This window comes from Parasphingorhabdus cellanae (assembly GCF_017498565.1).
Lineage (GTDB): Bacteria > Pseudomonadota > Alphaproteobacteria > Sphingomonadales > Sphingomonadaceae > Parasphingorhabdus > Parasphingorhabdus cellanae.
This window is the reverse complement of record NZ_CP071794.1, coordinates 578,296-599,599: the sequence shown is the minus strand read 5'-3', so window position 1 is coordinate 599,599 and position 21,304 is coordinate 578,296. Positions and strand designations below refer to the sequence as shown.

General features: G+C 50.5%; 19 protein-coding genes and 2 tRNA genes. 6 read left to right on the top strand and 15 right to left on the bottom strand.

The genetic code is table 11. From position 1 onward, the window contains the following. The first annotated feature begins 97 nt into the window (after window positions 1-97). From J4G78_RS03025 to J4G78_RS03010, 4 genes are all read left to right on the top strand, one after another. Complete coding sequence (locus J4G78_RS03025; RefSeq protein WP_243457196.1) at window positions 98-859, top strand: prepilin peptidase; 762 nt, start codon at window positions 98-100, stop codon at window positions 857-859. A 94-nt stretch (window positions 860-953) separates the two neighbouring features. Then, window positions 954-1,038: transfer RNA gene (locus tag J4G78_RS03020), tRNA-Leu, on the top strand. A gap of 192 nt (window positions 1,039-1,230) precedes the next feature. Continuing rightward, window positions 1,231-3,762: a TonB-dependent receptor gene (locus tag J4G78_RS03015; RefSeq protein ID WP_207988398.1), complete on the top strand. Its 2,532-nt coding sequence runs from the start codon at window positions 1,231-1,233 to the stop codon at window positions 3,760-3,762. Between the two features lie 228 nt (window positions 3,763-3,990). Then, complete coding sequence (locus tag J4G78_RS03010; protein WP_207988397.1) at window positions 3,991-6,927, top strand: TonB-dependent receptor; 2,937 nt, start codon at window positions 3,991-3,993, stop codon at window positions 6,925-6,927. A gap of 237 nt (window positions 6,928-7,164) precedes the next feature. Here J4G78_RS03010 and J4G78_RS03005 read toward each other — a convergent pair. The 5 genes from J4G78_RS03005 to J4G78_RS02985 form a co-directional block, all read right to left on the bottom strand. Continuing rightward, window positions 7,165-7,240, bottom strand: a tRNA-Thr gene (locus J4G78_RS03005). A gap of 41 nt (window positions 7,241-7,281) precedes the next feature. Next, window positions 7,282-8,154, bottom strand: coding sequence for a hypothetical protein (locus J4G78_RS03000; protein ID WP_207988396.1), 873 nt, complete (start codon window positions 8,152-8,154; stop codon window positions 7,282-7,284). A gap of 111 nt (window positions 8,155-8,265) precedes the next feature. Further along, window positions 8,266-9,489, bottom strand: a complete 1,224-nt coding sequence (locus J4G78_RS02995; protein WP_207988395.1) for a mechanosensitive ion channel — start codon at window positions 9,487-9,489, stop codon at window positions 8,266-8,268. Window positions 9,490-9,617: 128 nt separating this feature from the next. Next, a complete protein-coding gene (locus J4G78_RS02990) occupies window positions 9,618-10,610 on the bottom strand; it encodes an NADPH:quinone oxidoreductase family protein (protein WP_207988394.1) in 993 nt (330 codons plus the stop codon). A 42-nt stretch (window positions 10,611-10,652) separates the two neighbouring features. Then, on the bottom strand, window positions 10,653-11,975 hold the full coding sequence (locus J4G78_RS02985; RefSeq protein ID WP_207988393.1) for a replication-associated recombination protein A: 1,323 nt from the start codon (window positions 11,973-11,975) through the stop codon (window positions 10,653-10,655). 116 nt (window positions 11,976-12,091) lie between these two features. Here J4G78_RS02985 and J4G78_RS02980 point away from each other — a divergent pair, with 116 nt between their 5' ends. Continuing rightward, window positions 12,092-12,553: a hypothetical protein gene (locus J4G78_RS02980; protein WP_207988392.1), complete on the top strand. Its 462-nt coding sequence runs from the start codon at window positions 12,092-12,094 to the stop codon at window positions 12,551-12,553. Between the two features lie 6 nt (window positions 12,554-12,559). Here the strand turns inward: J4G78_RS02980 and J4G78_RS02975 are convergent, their stop codons facing one another. Beyond that, a complete protein-coding gene (locus J4G78_RS02975) occupies window positions 12,560-13,741 on the bottom strand; it encodes a glycosyltransferase family 4 protein (RefSeq protein WP_207988391.1) in 1,182 nt (393 codons plus the stop codon). Window positions 13,742-13,805: 64 nt separating this feature from the next. On the opposite strand from J4G78_RS02975, the gene J4G78_RS02970 reads away from it, so the two are divergent. Further along, the gene (locus J4G78_RS02970) at window positions 13,806-14,468 is read left to right on the top strand and encodes an MOSC domain-containing protein (protein ID WP_207988390.1); all 663 of its coding nucleotides are present in this window, start codon (window positions 13,806-13,808) and stop codon (window positions 14,466-14,468) included. Here the strand turns inward: J4G78_RS02970 and J4G78_RS02965 are convergent. The 9 genes from J4G78_RS02965 to tsaB form a co-directional block, all read right to left on the bottom strand. Further along, complete coding sequence (locus J4G78_RS02965) at window positions 14,456-15,409, bottom strand: hemolysin family protein (RefSeq protein ID WP_207988389.1); 954 nt, start codon at window positions 15,407-15,409, stop codon at window positions 14,456-14,458. The two genes, J4G78_RS02970 and J4G78_RS02965, sit on opposite strands and share 13 nt — an antisense overlap. A gap of 18 nt (window positions 15,410-15,427) precedes the next feature. Beyond that, window positions 15,428-15,940, bottom strand: coding sequence for an rRNA maturation RNase YbeY (gene ybeY, locus J4G78_RS02960; protein ID WP_207988388.1), 513 nt, complete (start codon window positions 15,938-15,940; stop codon window positions 15,428-15,430). Beyond that, window positions 15,927-16,955 carry a PhoH family protein gene (locus tag J4G78_RS02955; RefSeq protein ID WP_207988387.1) on the bottom strand — a complete coding sequence of 343 codons (1,029 nt, stop codon included), beginning with the start codon at window positions 16,953-16,955 and terminating at the stop codon, window positions 15,927-15,929. Before J4G78_RS02955 ends, ybeY begins: the two co-directional genes overlap by 14 nt. Further along, complete coding sequence (miaB, locus tag J4G78_RS02950; protein ID WP_207988386.1) at window positions 16,955-18,292, bottom strand: tRNA (N6-isopentenyl adenosine(37)-C2)-methylthiotransferase MiaB; 1,338 nt, start codon at window positions 18,290-18,292, stop codon at window positions 16,955-16,957. The genes J4G78_RS02955 and miaB overlap by 1 nt, the downstream gene beginning before the upstream one ends. Before the next feature lie 9 nt (window positions 18,293-18,301). Continuing rightward, window positions 18,302-19,102, bottom strand: coding sequence for a lysophospholipid acyltransferase family protein (locus J4G78_RS02945; protein ID WP_207988385.1), 801 nt, complete (start codon window positions 19,100-19,102; stop codon window positions 18,302-18,304). Further along, complete coding sequence (locus J4G78_RS02940; protein ID WP_109357225.1) at window positions 19,074-19,496, bottom strand: Fur family transcriptional regulator; 423 nt, start codon at window positions 19,494-19,496, stop codon at window positions 19,074-19,076. The genes J4G78_RS02945 and J4G78_RS02940 overlap by 29 nt, the downstream gene beginning before the upstream one ends. A 115-nt stretch (window positions 19,497-19,611) precedes the next feature. After that, window positions 19,612-20,025: a Ros/MucR family transcriptional regulator gene (locus J4G78_RS02935; protein WP_207988384.1), complete on the bottom strand. Its 414-nt coding sequence runs from the start codon at window positions 20,023-20,025 to the stop codon at window positions 19,612-19,614. Between the two features lie 126 nt (window positions 20,026-20,151). Continuing rightward, a complete protein-coding gene (gene rimI / locus J4G78_RS02930; RefSeq protein WP_207988383.1) occupies window positions 20,152-20,664 on the bottom strand; it encodes a ribosomal protein S18-alanine N-acetyltransferase in 513 nt (170 codons plus the stop codon). A 9-nt stretch (window positions 20,665-20,673) separates the two neighbouring features. Then, entirely contained in the window at window positions 20,674-21,294 is a 621-nt protein-coding gene (gene tsaB, locus J4G78_RS02925) for a tRNA (adenosine(37)-N6)-threonylcarbamoyltransferase complex dimerization subunit type 1 TsaB (protein ID WP_207988382.1), read from the bottom strand. Window positions 21,295-21,304: the final 10 nt, after the last annotated feature.

Sequence of the window (21,304 nt, the reverse complement as noted above, 5' to 3'; positions counted from 1 at the left end):
CCTCACATAGGCGCGGTATTTCGCTTTTTCAATCGCGGCATTGAACAACGGGCCTCGTCATGCCAATCGGTTGTTTCGCGATTTACCGGAGCCGCTAGTGCCAATCTTTGCCTTTCCTATTGCAGGAGCCCTGATCGGACTGATCATTGGCAGTTTTCTGGCGACGATCATCATTCGCTGGCCGCAAGGGCGTTCGGCTATGAAAGGGCGTTCGCGCTGTGATCATTGCGGGCGGACCGTGCGAGCCATCGATTTAATACCTGTTATTAGCTATGTTTTGCGCGCCGGAAAATGCGCGCATTGCGGCACCAGGATCAAAGCGGATCATCTCGTAATCGAGTTGGGTGCTGGACTGATTGGAGGATTCGCATTGTTCGCCGATCCAGGACTAGGCGGAATACTCGGCGCGATATTCGGTTGGTTCTTGCTAACTTTGGCTGCGCTGGATGCGCAGCATCATTGGCTGCCTGACCGGCTGACATTTTTATTGGCCATCAGCGGATTAGTCGCCTCGTTCGTTGACAATGGCCCTGATCTGCCAAGCCGGTTGATCGGAGGCTTTGCCGGCTTTGCTTTGCTGTTTGTCATTGGATGGGCCTACCTCCAGTTACGCGGGCGAGAGGGACTGGGGGGCGGTGATCCAAAACTGTTAGGCGCGATTGGGTGTTGGCTTGGTTGGTCAGCGTTACCGCTGGTTATGCTAGGCGCAGGGCTTGTGGGACTGCTGGCGATTGCGTCGATGCGCGCGCGGGGGCAAGCGATCACCGTTGAAAGCGCCTTGCCGCTCGGCAGCTTTATGGCGGTTTCGGCCTTTCCGCTGTGGATCATACAGGTAACGATCGAAACTAATCTGCTTTAGGACAGCAGCCTGCATAAAGATGGTTGCCAGCACAAATTCACTCCGCTAACAGGACGTCGATTTTGCAAATGCCTGTCTACGGCAACGCATATTAGCCCCTGTGGTGGAATTGGTAGACGCGCTGCACTCAAAATGCAGTTCCGCAAGGAGTGCCCGTTCGAGTCGGGCCAGGGGCACCATAAACGACATTTTCGACACATCTGTTGCTTCCGCGCAACGTTTCGAGCCACTTCGCTGCAATAATAATAGTTACAGTGCCGTAAACTATGAGAAGCTGTGGACTATTTAATCTATTTCGATAAATGCGTGCCACGGGCGCGGGACTATTTAGTTTGATAGGGCCTCGCGAGATGGGTTTTTAGGAGTGTAATATGAAAATTACGAAATTTTTGACTGCTACCGCTGTCGGTGGCTTGATTTCTGCCGTCCCTGCCTATGCGCAGGATGTTCAGGAAGACGAAGCAATTGATGATAATGTCATCATCGTGACCGCGACCAAGCGCGAGCAGACGCTCCAAGAAATTCCTGTTGCTGTTTCGGTGACCAGTGCAGAAACTATAGAGCAAGCTGAAATTCGTGATTTGCTTGACCTGCAGTCAGTTGTTCCTTCGCTGCGCGTTTCGCAGCTGCAAAGCTCAGCTAATACAAACTTTGTTATCCGCGGTTTCGGTAATGGTGCAAACAATGCCGGTATTGAGCCTTCTGTTGGTGTTTTTATTGATGGCGTATATCGCTCCCGCTCTGCTGCACAAATTGGTGATCTGCCAAATGTTGAACGGATCGAAGTATTGCGCGGTCCGCAATCTACTCTTTTTGGCAAGAACGCATCTGCTGGCGTGATCAGTGTCGTTACGCAGAAACCACAATTCACTTTCGGTGGCTCGGCGTCGCTAACCTACGGTAATTTTGATACGATTGTCGCCAAAGCTGACGTAACTGGTCCGATTTCCGATACAATCGCTTTCAGTCTGGCCGGCAACTATAACCGCCGTGATGGTTATGCCCAGGATCTGGCGCTTGGCACTGACGTGAACGATCGTGATCGCTGGGGCGCACGTGGCCAATTGTTCTTTGAACCGTCCAATGACCTTTCGGTTCGTTTGATTGCCGACTATGATCGCATTGACGAGAATTGCTGTATCGCTGCAAATATCGTCAATGGCCCCACAGGTGCTATCGTAAATGCGCTAGCAGGCGGCGTCGGTATTGATGCGGAAAATCCGTTTTCTTATGATGTTTACAACAACTTCCTATCGTCCAACGAAATCGAGAACTACGGTGTTTCCGGTCAAATTGACTATAGCTTTGGTGCACTGAGTCTAACCTCGATTACCGCGTATCGCCGCGTCGATTCTCAGACCAACCAGGATTCAGACTTTACCAGCGCCGACCTTGTTGGGCGGAACTTTGCTGATGTCGGGATCAAGACCTTCACACAGGAACTGCGTCTTGCATCCGACTTTGACGGTCCGCTGAACTTCTTGTTGGGCGGCTATTATTTCGATGAGAATATTGACCAGAACAACGAATTCTTTTTTGGTAGCCAGTTTCGTGCCTATGGTGACGCGCTGGTACAGGCGGCATCTGGCGGCGGTCTAAATGTTGCCCTGCTGGAGGGCACCTTGGGTGCGCTGGACGGTGATCCAACACAATATACTGATGCTTTTTTCCGTTCCGGTGACGGTTTGATAGAAGCCTTTGATTTCAGCAACGAAGCCTACTCTATTTTTGGTACGTTAGATTTCGAGGTTACCGATTCTTTCACTCTGACAGCTGGGTTCAATTACACCAATGACAAAAAACGGTTTTCGACAAATATCGTCAGCTCTGACGTTTTCTCGAGTATCGACCTTGACGCTCCGCAATATACACCTTTCCGTGAGCAATTGCTGCTCGGTGCAGGTGTCGATGCCGCAACGGCGGCGTTCCTAGCGGCCAACCCTACAGTCACTCTACCAGATGGTTCCAGTGCCAATCCATTGAGCGGCCTAAAAGGTTTTCAATTTCTGCCACCTTTTCTGAACGTACCGAATGCCGTTGAGGATGGCCGTACAGATGACGACGACCTGGCCTGGTCGATCCGTGGTTCGCTGGAATTGGCTCCAAACCTGAATGTTTATGCAACTTATGCAACAGGCTTTAAAGCGAGTTCGATTAACCTCTCGCGTGACAGTCGGCCATTGGCAGCCGATTTGCCGGCTATTGCGGCTGCGGGCTTGACCACCCCAAATCTGGTGTCAGGTTCGCGTTTTGCCGGACCGGAAAATGCCGAGGTTTATGAAATCGGCTTGAAAGCTCAGTTTGATAACGCTGCAGTTAATATCGCGGCGTTCAAGCAGTCCATCGAAGGTTTCCAGAGCAATGTGTTTACTGGAACGGGCTTCGCTCTGGCAAACGCCGGTAAGCAGTCTACCTTCGGAATTGAATTTGATGGTACGGTAACACCTGTAGAGCCTTTGACACTGTTCCTGGCAGTAACTTTCCTGGATCCAGAATATGATTCGTTTGTCAACTCGGCGTTCGGCGATATTTCCGGTGAAACTCCAGCAGGAATCCCGGGTATTTCTGCTTCCATGGGTGCAAGCTATACGCATGAATTTGACAGTGGATCAAAATTAATTGGACGCGGTGACTATCTGTATGAAAGCTCGGTCAATCTTGTAGACGGCCTGGCAGGTTTCCCCAATGGTTTTGCTGAAAGCCTGCAGCGGGAAGTCAATCAGTTGAACGCTTCGCTGACATTCCAGCATACGAGCGGTTTCGAGCTGTCGGTTTATGGCCGCAATTTGACCAATGCCGAATATCTTACGACAATTTTCCCGTCAGTGGCACAGAATGGCAGCATCAGCGGCTACCCAAGCCAGCCACGTACTTACGGTGTCACCGGACGCTTCAAGTTCTGATCGCAGCCAATTTCGATAAAAAACGAGCTCCGCCAGGAAACTGGCGGGGCTTTTTTTCTGCCCATTTGCCATTGATTTCAGCAACAAAGGTGCAAAAATGTAATGCGCTGGTGCATTTTTATCATTTCCGTCTGGACTTAATCGATCGATTAGTTGAAGATTAGGTCATCTGGGGGATGAGCAAAAGCATCACTCTCCAGGATGATGGTTCGGGATTGGGAGAGAAAAATGCGTAAATCGTTACTATTGGCCGCTACAGCTATATCAGCAGCGGCAACACCCGCATGGGCACAGGCTGAACAGGCGGATGATGATTTTAATGACAATGTCATTATCGTAACAGCACAACGCCAGGCACAGAGCCTTCAAGAAGTGCCTATCGCCGTTTCCGCTTTTGATTCACAAGCACTCGAAGCACAGCAGATCGAGAATGCGTCGGATTTACAACTCACTCTGCCCAATGTCTCGTTCACAAAAAGCAACTTTACCGCGTCAAGTTTCACAATCCGCGGGATTGGTGACCTTTGTGTGGGTGTGTCATGCGACTCAGCGACCGCCATTCATTTGAACGATTCACCACTATTTACCACTCGCCTGTTTGAAACAGAATATTTTGATTTGGAACGGGTCGAGGTGCTGCGTGGCCCACAGGGTACCTTATTTGGCCGCAACGCAACATCCGGCGTGGTCAATGTGGTGACCGCTAAGCCGGAGCTTGGTGAATTGGGTGCTTCCATTGAAGGCGAATATGGTAATTTCCAGTCGGTTAAACTTAAGGGCATGATCAATGTGCCACTGGGTGAGACGTTAGCCGTTCGTGCTGCCGGTTTTTACCTAAACCGCGACGGTTATACGAAAAACCTGTTCGATGGATCGCGGATCGACGGCCGTGACATGTTTGCAGTGCGCGGTTCGATTAAATGGGAACCGACACCGGATACCACCGTCAACCTGATGGCCTATTATTTCCGCGAGGATGATGACCGGTTGCGTATCCAGAAGCAGGTCTGTCAACGGGATCCGACTGGTGTTCTGGGTTGCCTGAACAATCGCCGCGATTTCGACAAGAATAATCTGAATGCCAACTTCACTGGCGTTCTGGGCTCTTCAGAGTTCTTGAGCATCGCATTCGCTGGCTCTCCGCTTGCTGCCGCCGCAGCAGGACTGGGATTGAACAGCCTCTATGGTCCTGATGGGCATGCCAATTTTGATGAACCCGATGATGTACGAACAGTGAACACTGATTTTACACCAGAATATTTCACCGATGAGCTGCAGCTGCAAGCGCATATAGAGCATAACTTTGGACCAATTAATGTCGCTGTTACCGGCATGTATCAAGAAACAGCAGTCGATTCCCGCCAAGATTATAACCTGTCGGTTGTAGACCGGTCGGGCTATGATGCTACTTTAAACAATCCAGCAAATGCACCACTATTTGCTGGCCCTTTTGCGCCAGTGCTTGCTGCTGTAACAAATGGCAGTCAACTCTGTACATCTGATACAGATACCAGTGGCCTTGGGGCCTATGGCGGTAACAGGATTTGCGCAGATTCGCCGCTTTCCTTCGATCGTTCCAACCAAGATAATACCAGCTGGTCCATAGAAGGCATCGTTTCCAGTGATCTCGATGGCCCATTTAATTTCCTGTTGGGCGGCATCTATGCTGAGGACGATCTGGGCCAAAACAGTTATTACGTGAACGCATTCGCGATTGATTATATTGTCGGTATATTAGGGGGCGGTGCTGGATATCTGGGTACACCTTATTTCCGAAATAATACCCAGGATTTCAGGCTGAAATCCTATGGGATATTTGGCGAAGGTTATCTTGATGTTAGTGATGACGTGAAGTTTACGGTTGGCTTGCGCTATAACAATGACAAAAAATCGATAACAGCGCGCTCGACTTTAGCTAGTTTCCTGGTTCCGTTCGATCAGACCGGCAACGCGTTTGACACACCATTTGGAGCTGGTTTTAATGCTGATCCTGCAACCCTTTGCGTAAATGACAACCCGGACGGTTCGTCAAATACCAGCGCTCCAGGAGCAATTGGTTCTGCTGAGGGATGTGAAGCGGTTCAAACCCGCAGTGTCGCCTTTGATGAGATTACCGGTCGTGCGGTAATCGACTGGAAGATCAGCGATGACCATTTGCTTTATGTCTCTTATGCCCGTGGCTATAAATCGGGCGGTATCAATCCTCCATTGCAGCCCATTTTTGATGTTTCTGAATCATTTGGTCCAGAGCAGATCGATTCCTTCGAAATCGGTTCAAAGAATACCTTTGCTGGTGGCACGTTTCAGCTGAATGCAACGGCGTTTTACTATAAATATAAGGGCTTGCAGCTCAGTCGGATTATCGCACGGACATCGGTTAACGATACGATAGATGCCGATATTTATGGTGCTGAAATTGAAGCGGTTCTGCGCCCTGATCCAGACTGGTTAATCAATCTTGGTTTCAGTTATCTAAAAACCAAGGTGGTCGGTGACCAGCTCTTCAGCAACCCACGTGATCCAGGCGGTGGACGGTCAGATGCAGTGATTGTCAAAGATATTACCAACGGTGCGAACTGTGCGGTGGTTCCTACGACCGCTGGCAATGCAGCCGGTGCAAATGCTTTTGTAGCCGCTATTAATGGTGGCCTAGGTTTGCGAGCACCAGAAGCTTTTCCTGCTGATGGGGGTATCGCATCGACCGGTGCCTTCAGCATCTGTTCGGCGCTGACTGCTCAGGCCGCGGCCATTGGTGCGGGATTTGGCGGTATTGAAGTTCTCAGCCCCGGTGTTCAGGTCAATTTGAAAGGCAATGACTTGCCACAGGCACCGAACGTTAAGGTCTCTGCCGGTGTCCAATATACCCACAATTTCGACAGCGGATGGACTCTCGTACCGCGGGTCGACATCGCTTATACCGGGGACCAATTCGGCAGCGTTTTTAACGGTAACGTCAACAAGATCGAAGGCTTTACTCAAGCAAACGCCCAAATTCAGCTGAATGGCGGTGATGATCGATGGTTTGTTAAGGCCTTCGTTCAAAATATCTTCGATAGCAACTCCACGACCGGCCTTTATCTAACTGATGCGTCTTCCGGTCTGTTCACGAATATCTTTACATTGGACCCACGCCGTTACGGCATCGGGGCTGGCATTAAATTTTAAAGAGATCGTCGCGTGAAAAAGAGCCCTGCCAGGAAACTGGTGGGGCTTTTTTTGGGGCGGCGGTTTGTCAAGGACGAAAGAGCGCTGATCCTTAGTTTGTCGAAGGGTTCGGGTGCGTTTGGAATTGGGCCGCTCTGTAGGTCTTGGCGGCCGTCACTGTTATTTCCAGCCACCCTCCTTTGCAGTCGGGATTTTTTCGGGCAATCATCCGCCGGATGATTGCTTCTTCCGAAAAAATGGTGCCGAATATCCGACTCGAACGGATGACCTACCGCTTACAAGGCGGTTGCTCTACCAGCTGAGCTAATTCGGCGCTGGTTTGATGGCTATAGCCAATAACGAGCGCTCTTTGCTTCAAAAAATGCCAAAGGTCCAGCCTTCTTTTTGTGCTATTTCATCGGTCAGCATGGGCGGATGCCACAAGCGCATGTCTGTGCTTGCATTCTTCAGCCATGCCGCGGTGATCAGGGCATCTGTACTATGATCATCATATCGCGACAACATGGCGGGTAGAGGCGTTTGCAGTGCGTTAAGTGCCGCCTCCAGTCCATCACGGTCCCTGATCTTGCTTTTACCCTTCGGCAGTCCAGCGGCCAGGGCGGCGATCGTTGTATAGATTTCCACAATCATCGGCCCGCGATCGGGAATAGGATCGAACGGCCAAACCGGAATAGCGCCGTTTAGTTGATGCAGCATTCGCATTCCGGTGAGGCTGGACTTTCCAACCTGCGCGGCTCCGACCAGATTGAAACAACTGGCGCTATTGGCCTGACGGGTTTCACGTTGATGTTGCTCAACGACACGCAACCGACCAGTGCCGCCGATAAACAAGTCGCCAACATGATCGCGGCTATGGCGAAAATGGCGTGTCGCTTCGGGGTGATCAAGAAATGACAGAACGTTTAAATAAGGATCGACGGCGGATAAGGTATCAACCAATTGCCACAAATCAGTTGCATGGGAAGGGCTGGCTTCCCATTCTGGAAAGTAACTTCCGACATCATGAAACGGCAGGGCCATAGACAGATCAAAACCGATCAGCATATCCTGTTTTTCTAACGCAAGCTTAAGCAACCAATCGCGGACGTTCTCGCGCGACCATCTGGGGTTAGCTGATAGCAGGGCAGGCGGTCCGTCCGGTCCTATCGTTGCAAGCGCAATGCCGCCAGGTCGTTCGGTCTTGGCACCAGACCAGTCAACACAAGTGAAATGAGAGAAGCGGCGCATCATCAATTCCTAACCCATCTCGCATTTGAAGGGAAATGGGCAGAACGAGATAGGCAAAAGAAAAGGGCAGGTCCCAAAGACCCGCCCTTAGCTTTTCTATAGTCTGTCCGCTTATTTTTTTGCAGCTGGTTTGCGCGCTGCCGGTTTGCGCGCAGCCGGCGCTTTTGGCTTTGGCGGATTGGCGTGCAAGTCTTCCAAGACCTTGCCAGCCACGTTTCGACCACCCCAGCCAAAGGCCAGGGCCGCTGCCGCAGCGCCGCCAATGACGAGCGCCATAAACGCCATCTCGACGATTTCCTCACCGACACCCATGAACTGAAGGCCCATGAAAGTGAACAACACGATTGCAGCATAGCGTACAATCGTTGCCGCCATCGGGCTTTCACCGGTTCCACCGATAACCCGTGCCAGCAAATTTGCGATCAGGAAGCCAACACCGATAACCACGCCGCCAAAGATGACCCGTCCACCCAGTTCCAGAATCTGATCCAGAATGACCGTCAATTCAGCAAAGCCCAACATGCGCGTCGCGGCGATTGCGAAGAATAGCATGATCGCAATCTGTGCAATACGCGCCAGGATCGAAGTAAGCGATGTGCTGCTAGGCAATATGTCCATCGCAGCAACCGATTGATCAACGCCCAGACCCGGCAGAACTTCCTTGATGATCTGAACAACGAATTTGCTGATCAGATACCCAATGCCGAGAATGATTGCAGCGCCGATAATGTTAGGAATAGCGGCAAGAATCATCCGCAGCATATCGCTGGCTGGACCAGAAACAGATTCCAGTTGCAGCGCTTCAAGCGACAGAATTGCGATCGGAATGATGATCAAAACATAGGCGATGGTGCCTAGAGTCTTACTGATCTGAGTATTGCCTGTCACAGTGTCGACACCGCCGCGATTGGCCCATTTGTCGAAGTCTACAGTCTGCAATGTTGTCACCAGAAGGTCACGTACAATGCGTGCCACAACCAAACCGATGAAGAATATTATCGCAGCGCCCAAGAGATTGGGAACGAATGACATAATACTATTCAACAGCGTCTGTATCGGGGCATCTACACCGCCCAGGCCGAGCACACGCAATATAATCAGCAAGCCAAACAGCCAAATTAGCAATGAAACAATTTTGCCGAGAGATTCACCTACAGAACTACCAGCGGATGTATCGCGTTGCAGGAATTTAACGTTGTCAACGAGTTTGGCGAAAGCCCATTTCGCTGCTTTTGCCAATAACCAGGTCGCGAGAAGAACGAGCAGCGCAAGGCCAGCCTTCTCCCCTAACTCCATCATGAGCTCGGTATCGAGCGCATAATTGCCTATTCTCATTCCATCCATTAAATTTCCCCTATTATGAACAAGTTCGTATGATCATGTTAATATCACGTTATTTGACCAAGCGATAGTGCGCAACATGGCCTAACCGATGTAAAACTAAGTATTATCCACAATAAAGATCAAAGCGTCATGTCGATCACAGCACGTCCAATGACGGCTCTTTGTTCCAAGATGCGCAAAGCATCAGCCGCATTGTCGAGCGTAAAGCTATGTGAAATGTGGGGCCGCATCACCCCTTCGGCTGCCAGGCTACTCAGCGCCTGCTCGCTGCGCTCAGCTAGGTCCCGATCACGCCTGGCGCTTTCACCGGCGCGCAGTCCGATAAGACTATAGCCTTTGATCAGCGCATGGTTCGCTGGGAACGCAGGAATGTCTCCGCTGGCAAAGCCAACGATGAGATACCGACCGCCCCAGCTGATGGATCGGGTTGCGGTTATTGCCAAGTCGCCGCCGACGGGATCGAATACCACATCAACGCCTTTGCCATCGGTCAAGGCTTTCACTTTGGCGGCGAGCTTAGGGTCGGCGGGATCAAGGCTGTGGTCTACTCCGGCCTCCTCAATTGCTGTGCGCTTTGTGTTGTTAGAACCAGTGGCTATCACGACAGCGCCTTTGTGCTTGGCAAGTTTGACAGCAGCCATTCCAACGCCTCCGCTCGCCCCCAATATGAGGATAGTTTCTTCGGCACGCAAAGCGGCTTTGTCGTTTAAGGCATGCCAAGCTGTAATAGCTGCGCCGTGCCAGCATGCGCCCTCAGTGAACGATAACGCTTCCGGCAACGGCCGAGCCGCAGTTTCTGGCAAAACAATCTGTTCTGCAAATCCATTTCCTTTGCTGCCCCCCATTACGCGATCGCCAATGGCGAAAGCGGTCACATCCGACGCGATCTCAATTACCTCGCCGGCAACCTCTAGCCCGGGAACGAAGGGAGGGTCGGGGCGGAATTGATATTTGCCATAGGTCATTAACAGGTCGGGAAAGTTTAAGCCGGCGGCCTTTACAGCTATTCGAACCTCTCCAGTTTGTAGCGGTTTTGTCTCTATCTCATTGATCCGGATAGAGTCCGGGCCAGTTAAAGCGGTGCAAGTAGCGGCGCGATAGATGCTGGTCATCAACCCTTAGCCTTCATGATACAGGGTTTGCCGATATTGACATTATGAGCGTGCCATTTCACGTCTTAAATTCTCCCAATAGTCCAACCGTTCACGGATTTTACGTTCAAATCCGCGATCGACCGGATCGTAAAATCGCTCTGGCTCCATCTCTTCTGGCCAATAATTGTCGCCCGAAAAGCCTTCAGTGCTCTCATGGTCATAGCTATATCCTTCGCCATAACCGATGTCCTTCATCAGCTGAGTTGGCGCGTTGAGGATATTTTGGGGCGGCACTAAAGATCCCGTCTTTTTCGCTGATTTCCAGGCAGATTTCTGAGCTTTGTAAGCGGCGTTGGATTTAGGGGCTGTGGCGCAATAGAGGCAAGCCTGCGCTATGGCGAGTTCGCCTTCCGGGCTCCCGAGAAAATCATAGGCATCTTTTGCGGCAAGCGCCTGCACCAACGCCTGTGGATCAGCCAATCCTATATCCTCACTCGCAAAGCGAACAATGCGTCGAAGGACATAGAGCGGTTCTTCGCCCGCCACCAACATACGCGCCAAATAATAGAGCGCCGCTTGGGGGTCAGAACCACGCAGCGATTTATGCAAAGCGGATATCAGGTTATAGTGGCCTTCGCGGTCTTTATCATAGACGGCCATGCGTCGGTGGAGCAGCTCCGCGAGAGCAGCAGAATCAAGCGGTTTCTCAATTTCGAGCGAAAACAGCGTTTCGGCCTGGTTGAGGAGAAAGCGACCATCACCATCTGCGCTAGCGATTAAAGCATCTCGTGCGCCATCGGTCACGGGTAAAGGACGGCCTGTCAATTCTTCGGCCTTGGTCAAAAGCTGACCGAGAGCAACGCTATCCAGACGATTGAGGATCAATACCTGCGTACGACTGAGCAGGGCGGCATTGAGTTCAAACGACGGATTTTCTGTAGTTGCCCCAACGAGTATAACTGTGCCTTTCTCGACATAGGGCAGGAAGCTATCTTGTTGAGAGCGATTGAAGCGATGGATTTCGTCCACGAATAGCAGGGTTTGCTTGCCGATCCTTTGTCGCTTCTCGGCCTCTGCGAAAACCTTTTTTAGATCGGCGACACCGGAAAAAACGGCTGATATCGCGTGAAAATGCAACTCCGTTTCATTGGCGAGCAACCGAGCCAAGCTCGTTTTGCCGGTTCCTGGTGGACCCCAGAAAATGATCGAAGACAGCTTTCCGGCCACGATCATGCGTTTCAATGCCCCGTTTTTTCCCACCAGATGATCCTGGCCAACTACATCCTCAAGGTTTCGCGGCCTGAGCTGTTCGGCCAATGGTGCATTGGCCGGGATCACGTCCTGATCAGTCTGAGCGTCATCGGTGGCGAAAAAATCTTCCATTGGGTGTTGTTATGGCATTTTCTGGTCTGAAAACCAGCATGTTCCTGTGCTTCCGCTAAATTTTGTTGTCAGCACAGCTCGTGATATGATGTCTTTGGAGAACAGGGAGGGAAAACATGTCTGAAACAGTGGAAACCGCAATTGAAAGCGGTCATAGACCAGCGACGCCATGGCACTTATGGGTTGTTGGCATCGTTGCTACAATTTGGAATTTTGGCGGAGCGCTTGACTATACGATGACGCAAACGCGCAATGAGTCTTACATGAGTGGTTTCACCCCTGAACAGCTCGACTATTTTTACGCTTTTCCGGCTTGGGCCGACGCAGTTTGGGCGCTTGGTGTTTGGGGTGCCCTTATTGGCTCTTTGCTGATATTATTCCGCAGCCGCCATGCCATCGTCGCGTTCGCAATATCCTTGGCCGGATTAATAGGATCCTCAATTTATCAGATGACAGCTGATATGCCGCCAAGTCTAAGCTCGCCCGGCATCTGGGTTTTTACCGCCTTGATCTGGTTATCGATCATTTTGTTGATCTGGTATTCTCGCACGATGACCGCGAAGGGTATCTTGCGATAAGCGGATCTAGCGCACCGCAGCCTGTTTGATCGGGCTCTGTCCGGACTGACGTTGCCGGATCAGGCGGATATACGTTTCGGCCACAGTCTGATTAATCTGGTCCCAGCTGAATTGGTCGGCGCGTTTTTCGCCAGCTGAACCGTGGATTTTTCGAATGGCTTCATCCTGGCAGTAAAGCTGAAGAACATCGGCAAAGTCCTGTATTGCACCCGGTGTCACCAGCATACCGGATTCTTTATCTTTAACGAGGCTTTGGCTACCAGTTGCTTTGGCGGCAACGACGGGCAGGCCGCATGCCATGGCTTCAAGTGTTACATTACCAAAGGTTTCAGTAACTGATGGGTTGAACAGCATATCCATGCTCGCAACCGCACGGCCAAGATCATGTCCTTGCTGAAAACCAGCAAAAATCGCATTGTCCATCCGCTCTTCAAACCATTGCTTCGCCGGGCCTTCGCCGATAATGATGACCCGGTGCTTGATCCCGCGCCGTTTCAATTCATCGATCGTATCGGAAAACACGTCGAGTCCCTTTTCCATCACCAATCGGCCAAGAAAACCAATAACCGGCTCATCATCAGTGATGCCAAAGGATTGACGCCAGGACATATCCCGCTTTGACGGACTAAAGACATCCTTATCGACGCCGCGCGACCATATCCCGACATCATAGTTCATCCGTTGTTGGCGCAGGACCTGTGCCATCGACTCCGATGGCGCGACAAGTGCATCGCAGCGGCGGTAAAGACGACGCAATATCGCTTCGATTACTGGTTCCAAAAAGGCCAGGTTGTAGTAGCGCGGATAGGTTTCAAACCGGGTATGAACGGATGCAAGTACAGGAATATCTTTTTTCCGTGCCCAGCTGACCATCCGGTGACCGACTCTGTCGGGGCTCGAAATCTGGATTATATTCGGATTGAATTCAGCAAGATCACTCTTTGCACTGCTGGAAATATGAGTCGGAAAACGATACTCACCACGTCCGGGAAAGGCAAAGGATGGCACGCTGATCAAATCACCGGTTGGTTCAAAAGCCGGGGTATCCGTTGTGGGCGAATAAACCCGCACAGCAGCCCCTTTGCGGAGTAGATATTCCGCTAGCCGATTTAAAGCCTGATTGGCACCATCGCGCACAAAATTATAATTGCCACTATATAAGGCAATGCGAAGGTCACTTATTTCCATTCGCGCCTTCAAGCATAATCAAACGGAAATTGCCAATATGAACTTGGGTCGTTAGCTGTAGTAAATGATTGAAACAAAGCTTGATAACCTTTTAATTGGCACTCCCAAGCCATTTCGCGAAGATGGCGAGATGAGCGCGATAGCCAAGCAGCTAGTCGATCAGGCAATTGTTCTGGGGCCACTTGGCTTGGCAGGCAATCAAGTCGCTGATCCGTTGCATCATGGCGGCCGAGATAAGGCAGTGCATCTTTATCCTGTTGAGCATTACGAATTTTGGAAAGATAAATATCCGGATCTCGACATTTTGAATCGCCCCGGAGCTTTTGGCGAAAACTTTAGTTGTTCTGGGCTAACTGAGGATAAGCTGTGTTTAGGCGATGTTTTTCGTGTTGGTGAAGCCTTGATAGAGTGCAGTCATGCGCGGCAACCATGCTGGAAGCTCAATCATCATTTTGGACATCCGGACGTCTTGAAAACGGTAATCAAAACAAGAAAATCTGGCAGTTACTTTAGAGTGTTAGAGACTGGAAAGGTTCGTGCAGGGGATGATATGATCCAGCAAGACCGTCATCATCCCGATTGGCCGCTTGACCGACTATTTGGTTTAATCATCGGCGGCAAACATAAAGGGCAGGGGGCAGAATTGCGTGCGTTATCGAATATACCGGTATTGGCCGAAACATGGCGCAAACGCGCCGCTCAACTGGCAGATATTCAACCTATGTGATCAGCAGCAGCCATATCGGGGTTAGGCGGCAACAAGCGCAGCTTGGTCACACGGCGATCATCGGCTTCTAATATTTGAAGCTGCCAGCCGCTGGGATGGTCCAACATTTCACCAGTTTTTGGAATATGCCCGGCTAAAACAAACGAAAGGCCGCCAATTGTATCAATGTCTTCGTCAATCTCGGCCAAGGCCGGATCAATTTCCTCACCGACATCTTCCAACTCTGCGCGCGCATCTGCTTCCCAAATTCCGCCATCTAGTGGTTTTAGCATCGGGACTGGTTCATCGTCATGTTCGTCTTCAATATCGCCGACAATCTCTTCAACAAGATCTTCGATCGTAACGAGGCCTTCCGTCCCGTTATATTCGTCAAAAATAATTGCCAAATGGGTTCGAGTTGCCCGCATTTCTGCAAGTAAATCCAATACCCCCATTGATTCTGGAACAAATCTGGGTTGGCGGAGATAGGGTGTTATATCGGTCGGTGGTGTACCGCCCTTTGCGACCAGCGCGAAGATGTCCTTGATATGGATCATCCCGATTATCGTATCGAGATTATCGCGATATACCGGGATACGGCTATGCCCATGTTCTGAGAATATTTCGACATATTCGCTGAAGGGAGCATTTTCCTCAATTGCGATTATATCTGCTCGTGGGACAGCTACGTCATCCACCCGGTGGTCGCTAAACTGGAGCAGGTTACGCAGCATTTCGAGCTCAACCGGAGAGATGTCCGGATCGCCGTTTTTGTCGGTTTCGCCATCGCTTTCATGTTCGTCGATGACCTCTTCGAGTTGCGCGCGTAGCGAGTTATCCTCCGCTTCCCCGAAAACCATGGCTTTCAGGCTGCGCCATATTCGCCCCGGTTCATCATCCTCGTTAAGAGGCGTGGATGAAGATCGCCCGCCGCTCCCGTTGTTATTATTATCTTCTGGCATATTTCTATTCTTCGTCACTCATTCCGTATGTCGATCGATATAAGGGTTGGCAATGCTCAAATTTTGGAGCGCTCTTACTTCCAAAGCTTCCATAATCAAAGCGTCTGCTTCTGTTTCGTGATCATAGCCTAATAAATGCAAAACGCCATGGACCAACAGGTGCGACATATAGTCGGCCATCGTTATCGATTTTTCATCTGCCTCTTGAGCGCAAACATCATGCGCCATGATGATATCGCCGAGCAGCACTTCGCCATCATCGCTATTAGACAGGGATTGCAGAAGGTCATGCGGCACTAGAGGGAAGGATAGAACATTGGTTGGTTTGTCTTTACCGCGATAAGCGGCGTTGAGTTGTTGGACTTCATCATTGTCAGACAACTTTACACTGATCTCCAAGGCGAAATTTTGCTGAGCCAGTTGGCCGTAAGAAGATACCGAAAGCGCGGCAGTTGAAGCCTTTTCGCTTCGTTCCTGCCAATCAATCTCATCGCTCCAATTCGCGCCCTTGTTGAGTTCAATCCGCAGCATCTTTGCCTTCATAGGCCTCGACTATTTTTCCAACCAGCGGATGGCGAACGACATCAGCAGCGCCGAATTTCACCATGCTGACGCTATCGACCCCGTCCAGTTTCTGCACCGCGTCGGCCAGGCCAGAGGTTGCGCCGCTTGGCAAATCGACCTGCTTCGGATCCCCGCAAATGACCATCCGGCTATTCATACCGAAACGGGTAAGGAACATTTTCATCTGCGCTGTCGTTGTGTTCTGCGCTTCGTCCAATATCACAAAGGCATCCGCTAAAGTCCGACCGCGCATGAACGCGATTGGTGCGATTTCAATTTCACCGCTTTCAATCCGCCGTTCGACCTGTTCTGCCGGCAGTGTATCGTAGAGCGCATCATAAAGCGGGCGCAGGAAAGGATCGACTTTCTCCTTCATATCGCCCGGCAGAAAACCGATTTTCTCGCCAGCTTCTACCGCTGGGCGGGATAGAATCAGGCGATCGACTGATCCTGTAATTAGCTGAGAAACGGCTTGCGCTACGGCCAGATAGGTTTTGCCGGTACCCGCAGGACCCAGCGCAAAAATCATGTCGTCACGGGCCAGCTTTTCCATATAGTCGGCTTGACGAACAGAGCGCGGAAAGATGGTTTTTTTGCGCGTCTTAATCATCACCTTGGGCGGCGCTGAGAGGTCGGTTTTAACCGGTTTCCGAGCATTATCAGATTTTGCTATTTTAGATAATCGGGGATCCGCAACCATACCAATAATCGCTTCCACGACGGCCGCATCGATTTCTTGCCCTTCTTCCAGCCGTTTATAGATGCCGATCAAAACATCACGGGCTTGTGTCGCCGTTTCTTCTTCGCCTTCAATTTTTAGCTTGGTGCCTCGGGCTGCAATATAAACGCCCAAGCGATCTTCAATCGCCACGATGTTGCGGTCATATTCACCAAAAAGGTCGCCTAAGATCTGGGGGTCTTCAAATTCGACGTCCAACGTCACCAGATTGATCTTGTCTTCAGCAATATTTTTTTTGGCCATTAAGCAGCTTCTCTCCGTGTCATTTTCCCCTGCAGACTATTGGGTCCAGCACTTTCGATTGTGACATCAACCATATCACCAATCGCCAATTCAGGAGCGATGATATGGACCGATTGCAACCATGGGGTTTTGCCGACCAGTTGCCCGTCAAGTTTGCCATTGCGCTCCAGCAAGATATCTGTCCGACGGCCAAGAGCCAGCTTGTTAAAGTCATATTGCTGTTCGTTCAGCAATGCCTGAAGCCGTTGGAGCCGTTCGTCCATGACTTCAGGAGCAATTTGGTCATCCATCACAGTCGCCGGAGTGCCCGGGCGCGGTGAATATTTGAATGAATAGGCTTGGGCATAGTTGGCTTCTCGAACCACAGCCAAGGTATCTTCAAAATCCGCATCTGTTTCGCCGGGAAAACCAACGATAAAATCACCAGAAATGGCAATATCCGGTCTGACCTCTCTCATACGGGCTAGAATATCGAGATAGCTCTGGGTCGTATGCGAACGATTCATAGCCTTTAGGATACGGTCGCTGCCTGATTGTACCGGAAGGTGCAAGTAAGGCATGAGCGCGGGTATCTCACCATGTGCAGCTATCAGGGCTTCGGTCATGTCGTTGGGATGACTGGTTGTATATCTTATCCGCTCCAGGCCGTCGATCCCGTCCAATGCGCGAATCAGACCATCGAGGCCTTGCAGCTTGCCTTTGTCATCTTCGCTGGTCCAGGCATTCACATTCTGACCGAGCAGGGTAATCTCTTTCACACCGCCATCAACAAGCGCCTGTGCCTCGTTGACCAGGTCAGCCCAAGGCCGAGAAATTTCTGCACCTCTTGTATAGGGTACTACGCAATAGGTACAAAATTTGTCACACCCTTCCTGCACGGTCAAAAAGGCCGTCGGACGAGCCTGTTTCTTGCGGGTTGGAAGGATATCGAATTTTGATGCCGCGGGCATGTCAGTATCGATCGCTTTTTTGCCAGTTTTGGCGCGTTCGATCAGTTCGGGCAGTCTGTGATAGGCTTGCGGACCAACGACAATATCGACGCTAGGCGCGCGTCGCGAAATTTCTTTGCCTTCCGCTTGCGCCACACAACCTGCGACAGCAATCATCGGGCTCTTACCATCCTTGCCGCGCAAGCGCCCGATATCGGAATAGACCTTTTCAGCTGCTTTTTCACGAATGTGGCAAGTGTTTAGGACCACCAAATCGGCATCTTCGCCATCGGCGGCACTCGACATGCCCTGATCGACAAGCATTTCCGACATGCGCTCACCGTCATAGACGTTCATTTGACAGCCGAAGGATTTGACACGGAACTTCTTAGGATTGGATCGATTCATGACCGCAGCCTATACAACGGGCTCTCCCGACAGGGAAGCGGAAAGCGCCTTAGCAATCCGTCGTTCTGCCTCTGCGCAAATCGCCTTCCGATCACCAAAGTCAGCCGGATCAAAGGGTTCAATAAAGTGCAGGGTTGTCGGAATGATGCCCCATCGACCGAATAGCCGCTTGGCGTTATCGACGGCGGACTCATCGCCGACCCATGCAATATCTTTGCTGACGTCCCCATAGTCTAAGAGCACAGGTTGAATCATGGTCGGTTTAGGCGGTGGTGCCATGGCTTGGAATAGGGAGGGCTTGAACGGCAGCAAACTATGCCCATCCGTAGTCGTACCCTCGGGAAATACGGTGATTGGATATTTTTCTTCAATGGCCTCGCGAATAATATCAATTTGATCACCGACCTGCATCCGATCGGTTCGAGAGACAAAAATCGTCTTGTTGATGCGGCAAAGCCATCCGATAATCGGCCAGCTGGCGATACCGTCTTGGGCTACAAATGTGCAGCCCGTGACCCCAGCAACCACCGGTATATCAAACCAGCTGATATGATTGGAGACGTAGAAAACGTCATGTTTCAACCGGTTGCCTTTTGTTTTAATCACAGCGCCACAATTGGTCGCCACCAGCTGAAGGAAAAAGCGCGGCCATGGCGAAGGTAAACGCAATAGCCGCCAGAGATAATGCATGGGTAAGCAAATGAGTAAGCTGAGCAAGATGCCCAAAGTCCGTAATCCGATAAGCAGTGCCCCCACCACCGAAGTCAAAGGCTGATTGGCGCTAGCTCTTTCGGTCAGAGGATACGCCATATAACTCCATACGATGGTCGACTAGTCTGTATCCGAGTTTCTCAGCAATTACCTTTTGCAGGGCTTCGAGTTCAGGATCTACAAATTCAATAACCTTACCGGTTTCCACATCGATCAGATGGTCGTGATGTGCTTCGGGAACGGCTTCATAGCGTGCACGCCCATCACCAAAGTCATGGCGATCAAGGATACCAGCTTCTTCAAATAGGCGAACGGTGCGATAAACAGTGGCTATGGATATACGAGAATCAACGGCAGAAGCGCGCTCGTGCAGTGTCTCCACATCGGGATGGTCATCTGCGTCAGAAATAACTCGGGCAATGACCCGGCGCTGGTCGGTTATTCGAAGGCCTTTTTCGGCACATAACTTTTCAAGATCAATTTTGTCCGGCATTTGCTCCATTCCGATAGTTACATAATACCCTATTCTCGGTTGACAATAAAGCAAAGGGAAAATTGCGAAACCATCCGCAATTTTCCCTTTGGTAAAAATCGAAAAGAGAGGCGGTTTAGCGCTTTTTCTTTTTCTTCCCCAAACCTATGGCTTTTGCCAGTTCCCGGCGCTGTTCAGCGTAATTGGGTGCAACCATTGGATAGTTGCTCGGCAAACCCCATTTGACGCGATATTCGTCTGGCGTCATACCATAATGAGTCATCAAATGCCGCTTGAGCATTTTCAATTTCTTACCGTCTTCCAAACAGACGATATAGTCCGGCTTGATCGATGATTTAATTGGTACGGCGGGTTCAGCGCGTGCCAGTTCAGCAGCTTTTCCAGATAGACCGGCTAGTGCGCCATGCACATTATTAATGATGAGCGGTAAATCAGAAACAGCGACGCTGTTATTACTGACATGCGCGGCAACAATATCTGAAGTGAGCGTAATGAGCGTCTCATTCAGAGCAATATCTTCCTCTGTCATATATACCTCTTAGTGCGACCATTTTATGGTTTTGAGCAATTTTTTGCTGGGCAGCCATTTGCACGGGCAATGGGGATTATCAACGATCAAACTATATAGTGTGTTGAATTTGCGTTACTTTAACCGTCACAAAGATTTCTTATACGTGATGGCATCAAACTTTTCTTTGTTACTACCTGTATAATATGCCGGCCGAAGTCCAATTTTCTTAAACCCCAGCTTTTGATATAGGCTTTGTGCAGGGTTGTTGGAACGCACCTCCAAAAACACGGCTATAGTTCCGTTATTTTCGGCATCTGAGATAAGTTTCTTTAAGATCGCCAGGCCAATACCCGCATTTTGATATTTTGGATCGACTGCAATCATCAATAATTCTTCTTCGCCGGCTATTTCTCTGCTGATCGCAAATCCGCAAGGTTGCTGGGCATAGCGGGCAAGCATCAATCGAGTACCTGGTAAAGACAGCATCGACCGGCATTGGTGTTCGTTCCACGATTCTCCGTAAATACTCGAAAACGCAGAGCGCATAATGCGCATAACTACTTGCAGCTGGTCATATCCACTATATTCAAGCGCGATTGCATCGTGCATCCCATCTGGTGCCGCAACTTCTTCAAAATCTGGTTTAAATTCAGGCATATGCTAAGCCTAATGCGCCGGTTGAGCATCGGGGGCACGCCCATAGACGGGCGCAGCTATCAGAAATTCGTAGTTGTTGTTCAACAATATCGTCTTAGCGGCGTCGGGCAAGATCGAGTAAAATATAGCTTTTTTTGTCAGTTTGGCTAAGGGCTTTGCTGCGGAGCCTGCAAACACATCTGACTGTGCATGACGCAAAGCTGCTTCCGGGGACAGTGATAACAATTCATCCGTGGCGCTTCCGTCGGAAGCGAAATTCTGGACAAAATACTCACCATGACCGCCGACCATAGCGACAAAAATAGGGGCAGCTTGTTTCATTTTAACCAAAGCCTGTGCAGCCACAAGATGCAGACATTGATATCCGGAAATTTCCGCATGCCAAGCCATAGTCAGAGCCTTTGCGGCAGAAAGACCGATGCGAACGCCAGTGAAACTCCCTGGACCGCAATTGACCATGATCTGATCAGCGCGCCCTTTGCCGGGCAATTGCGCGATCATTGGCACTAGCTTTTCCGCATGACCGCGGCCAATTTCTTCGTAGCTATGGGCTATAGACTTTCCATTTTCGAAAAGAGCCACCGAGCAAGCCGTTGTAGCAGTGTCGATTGCGAGTATGCGCTTGCCCATTAATCTGGCG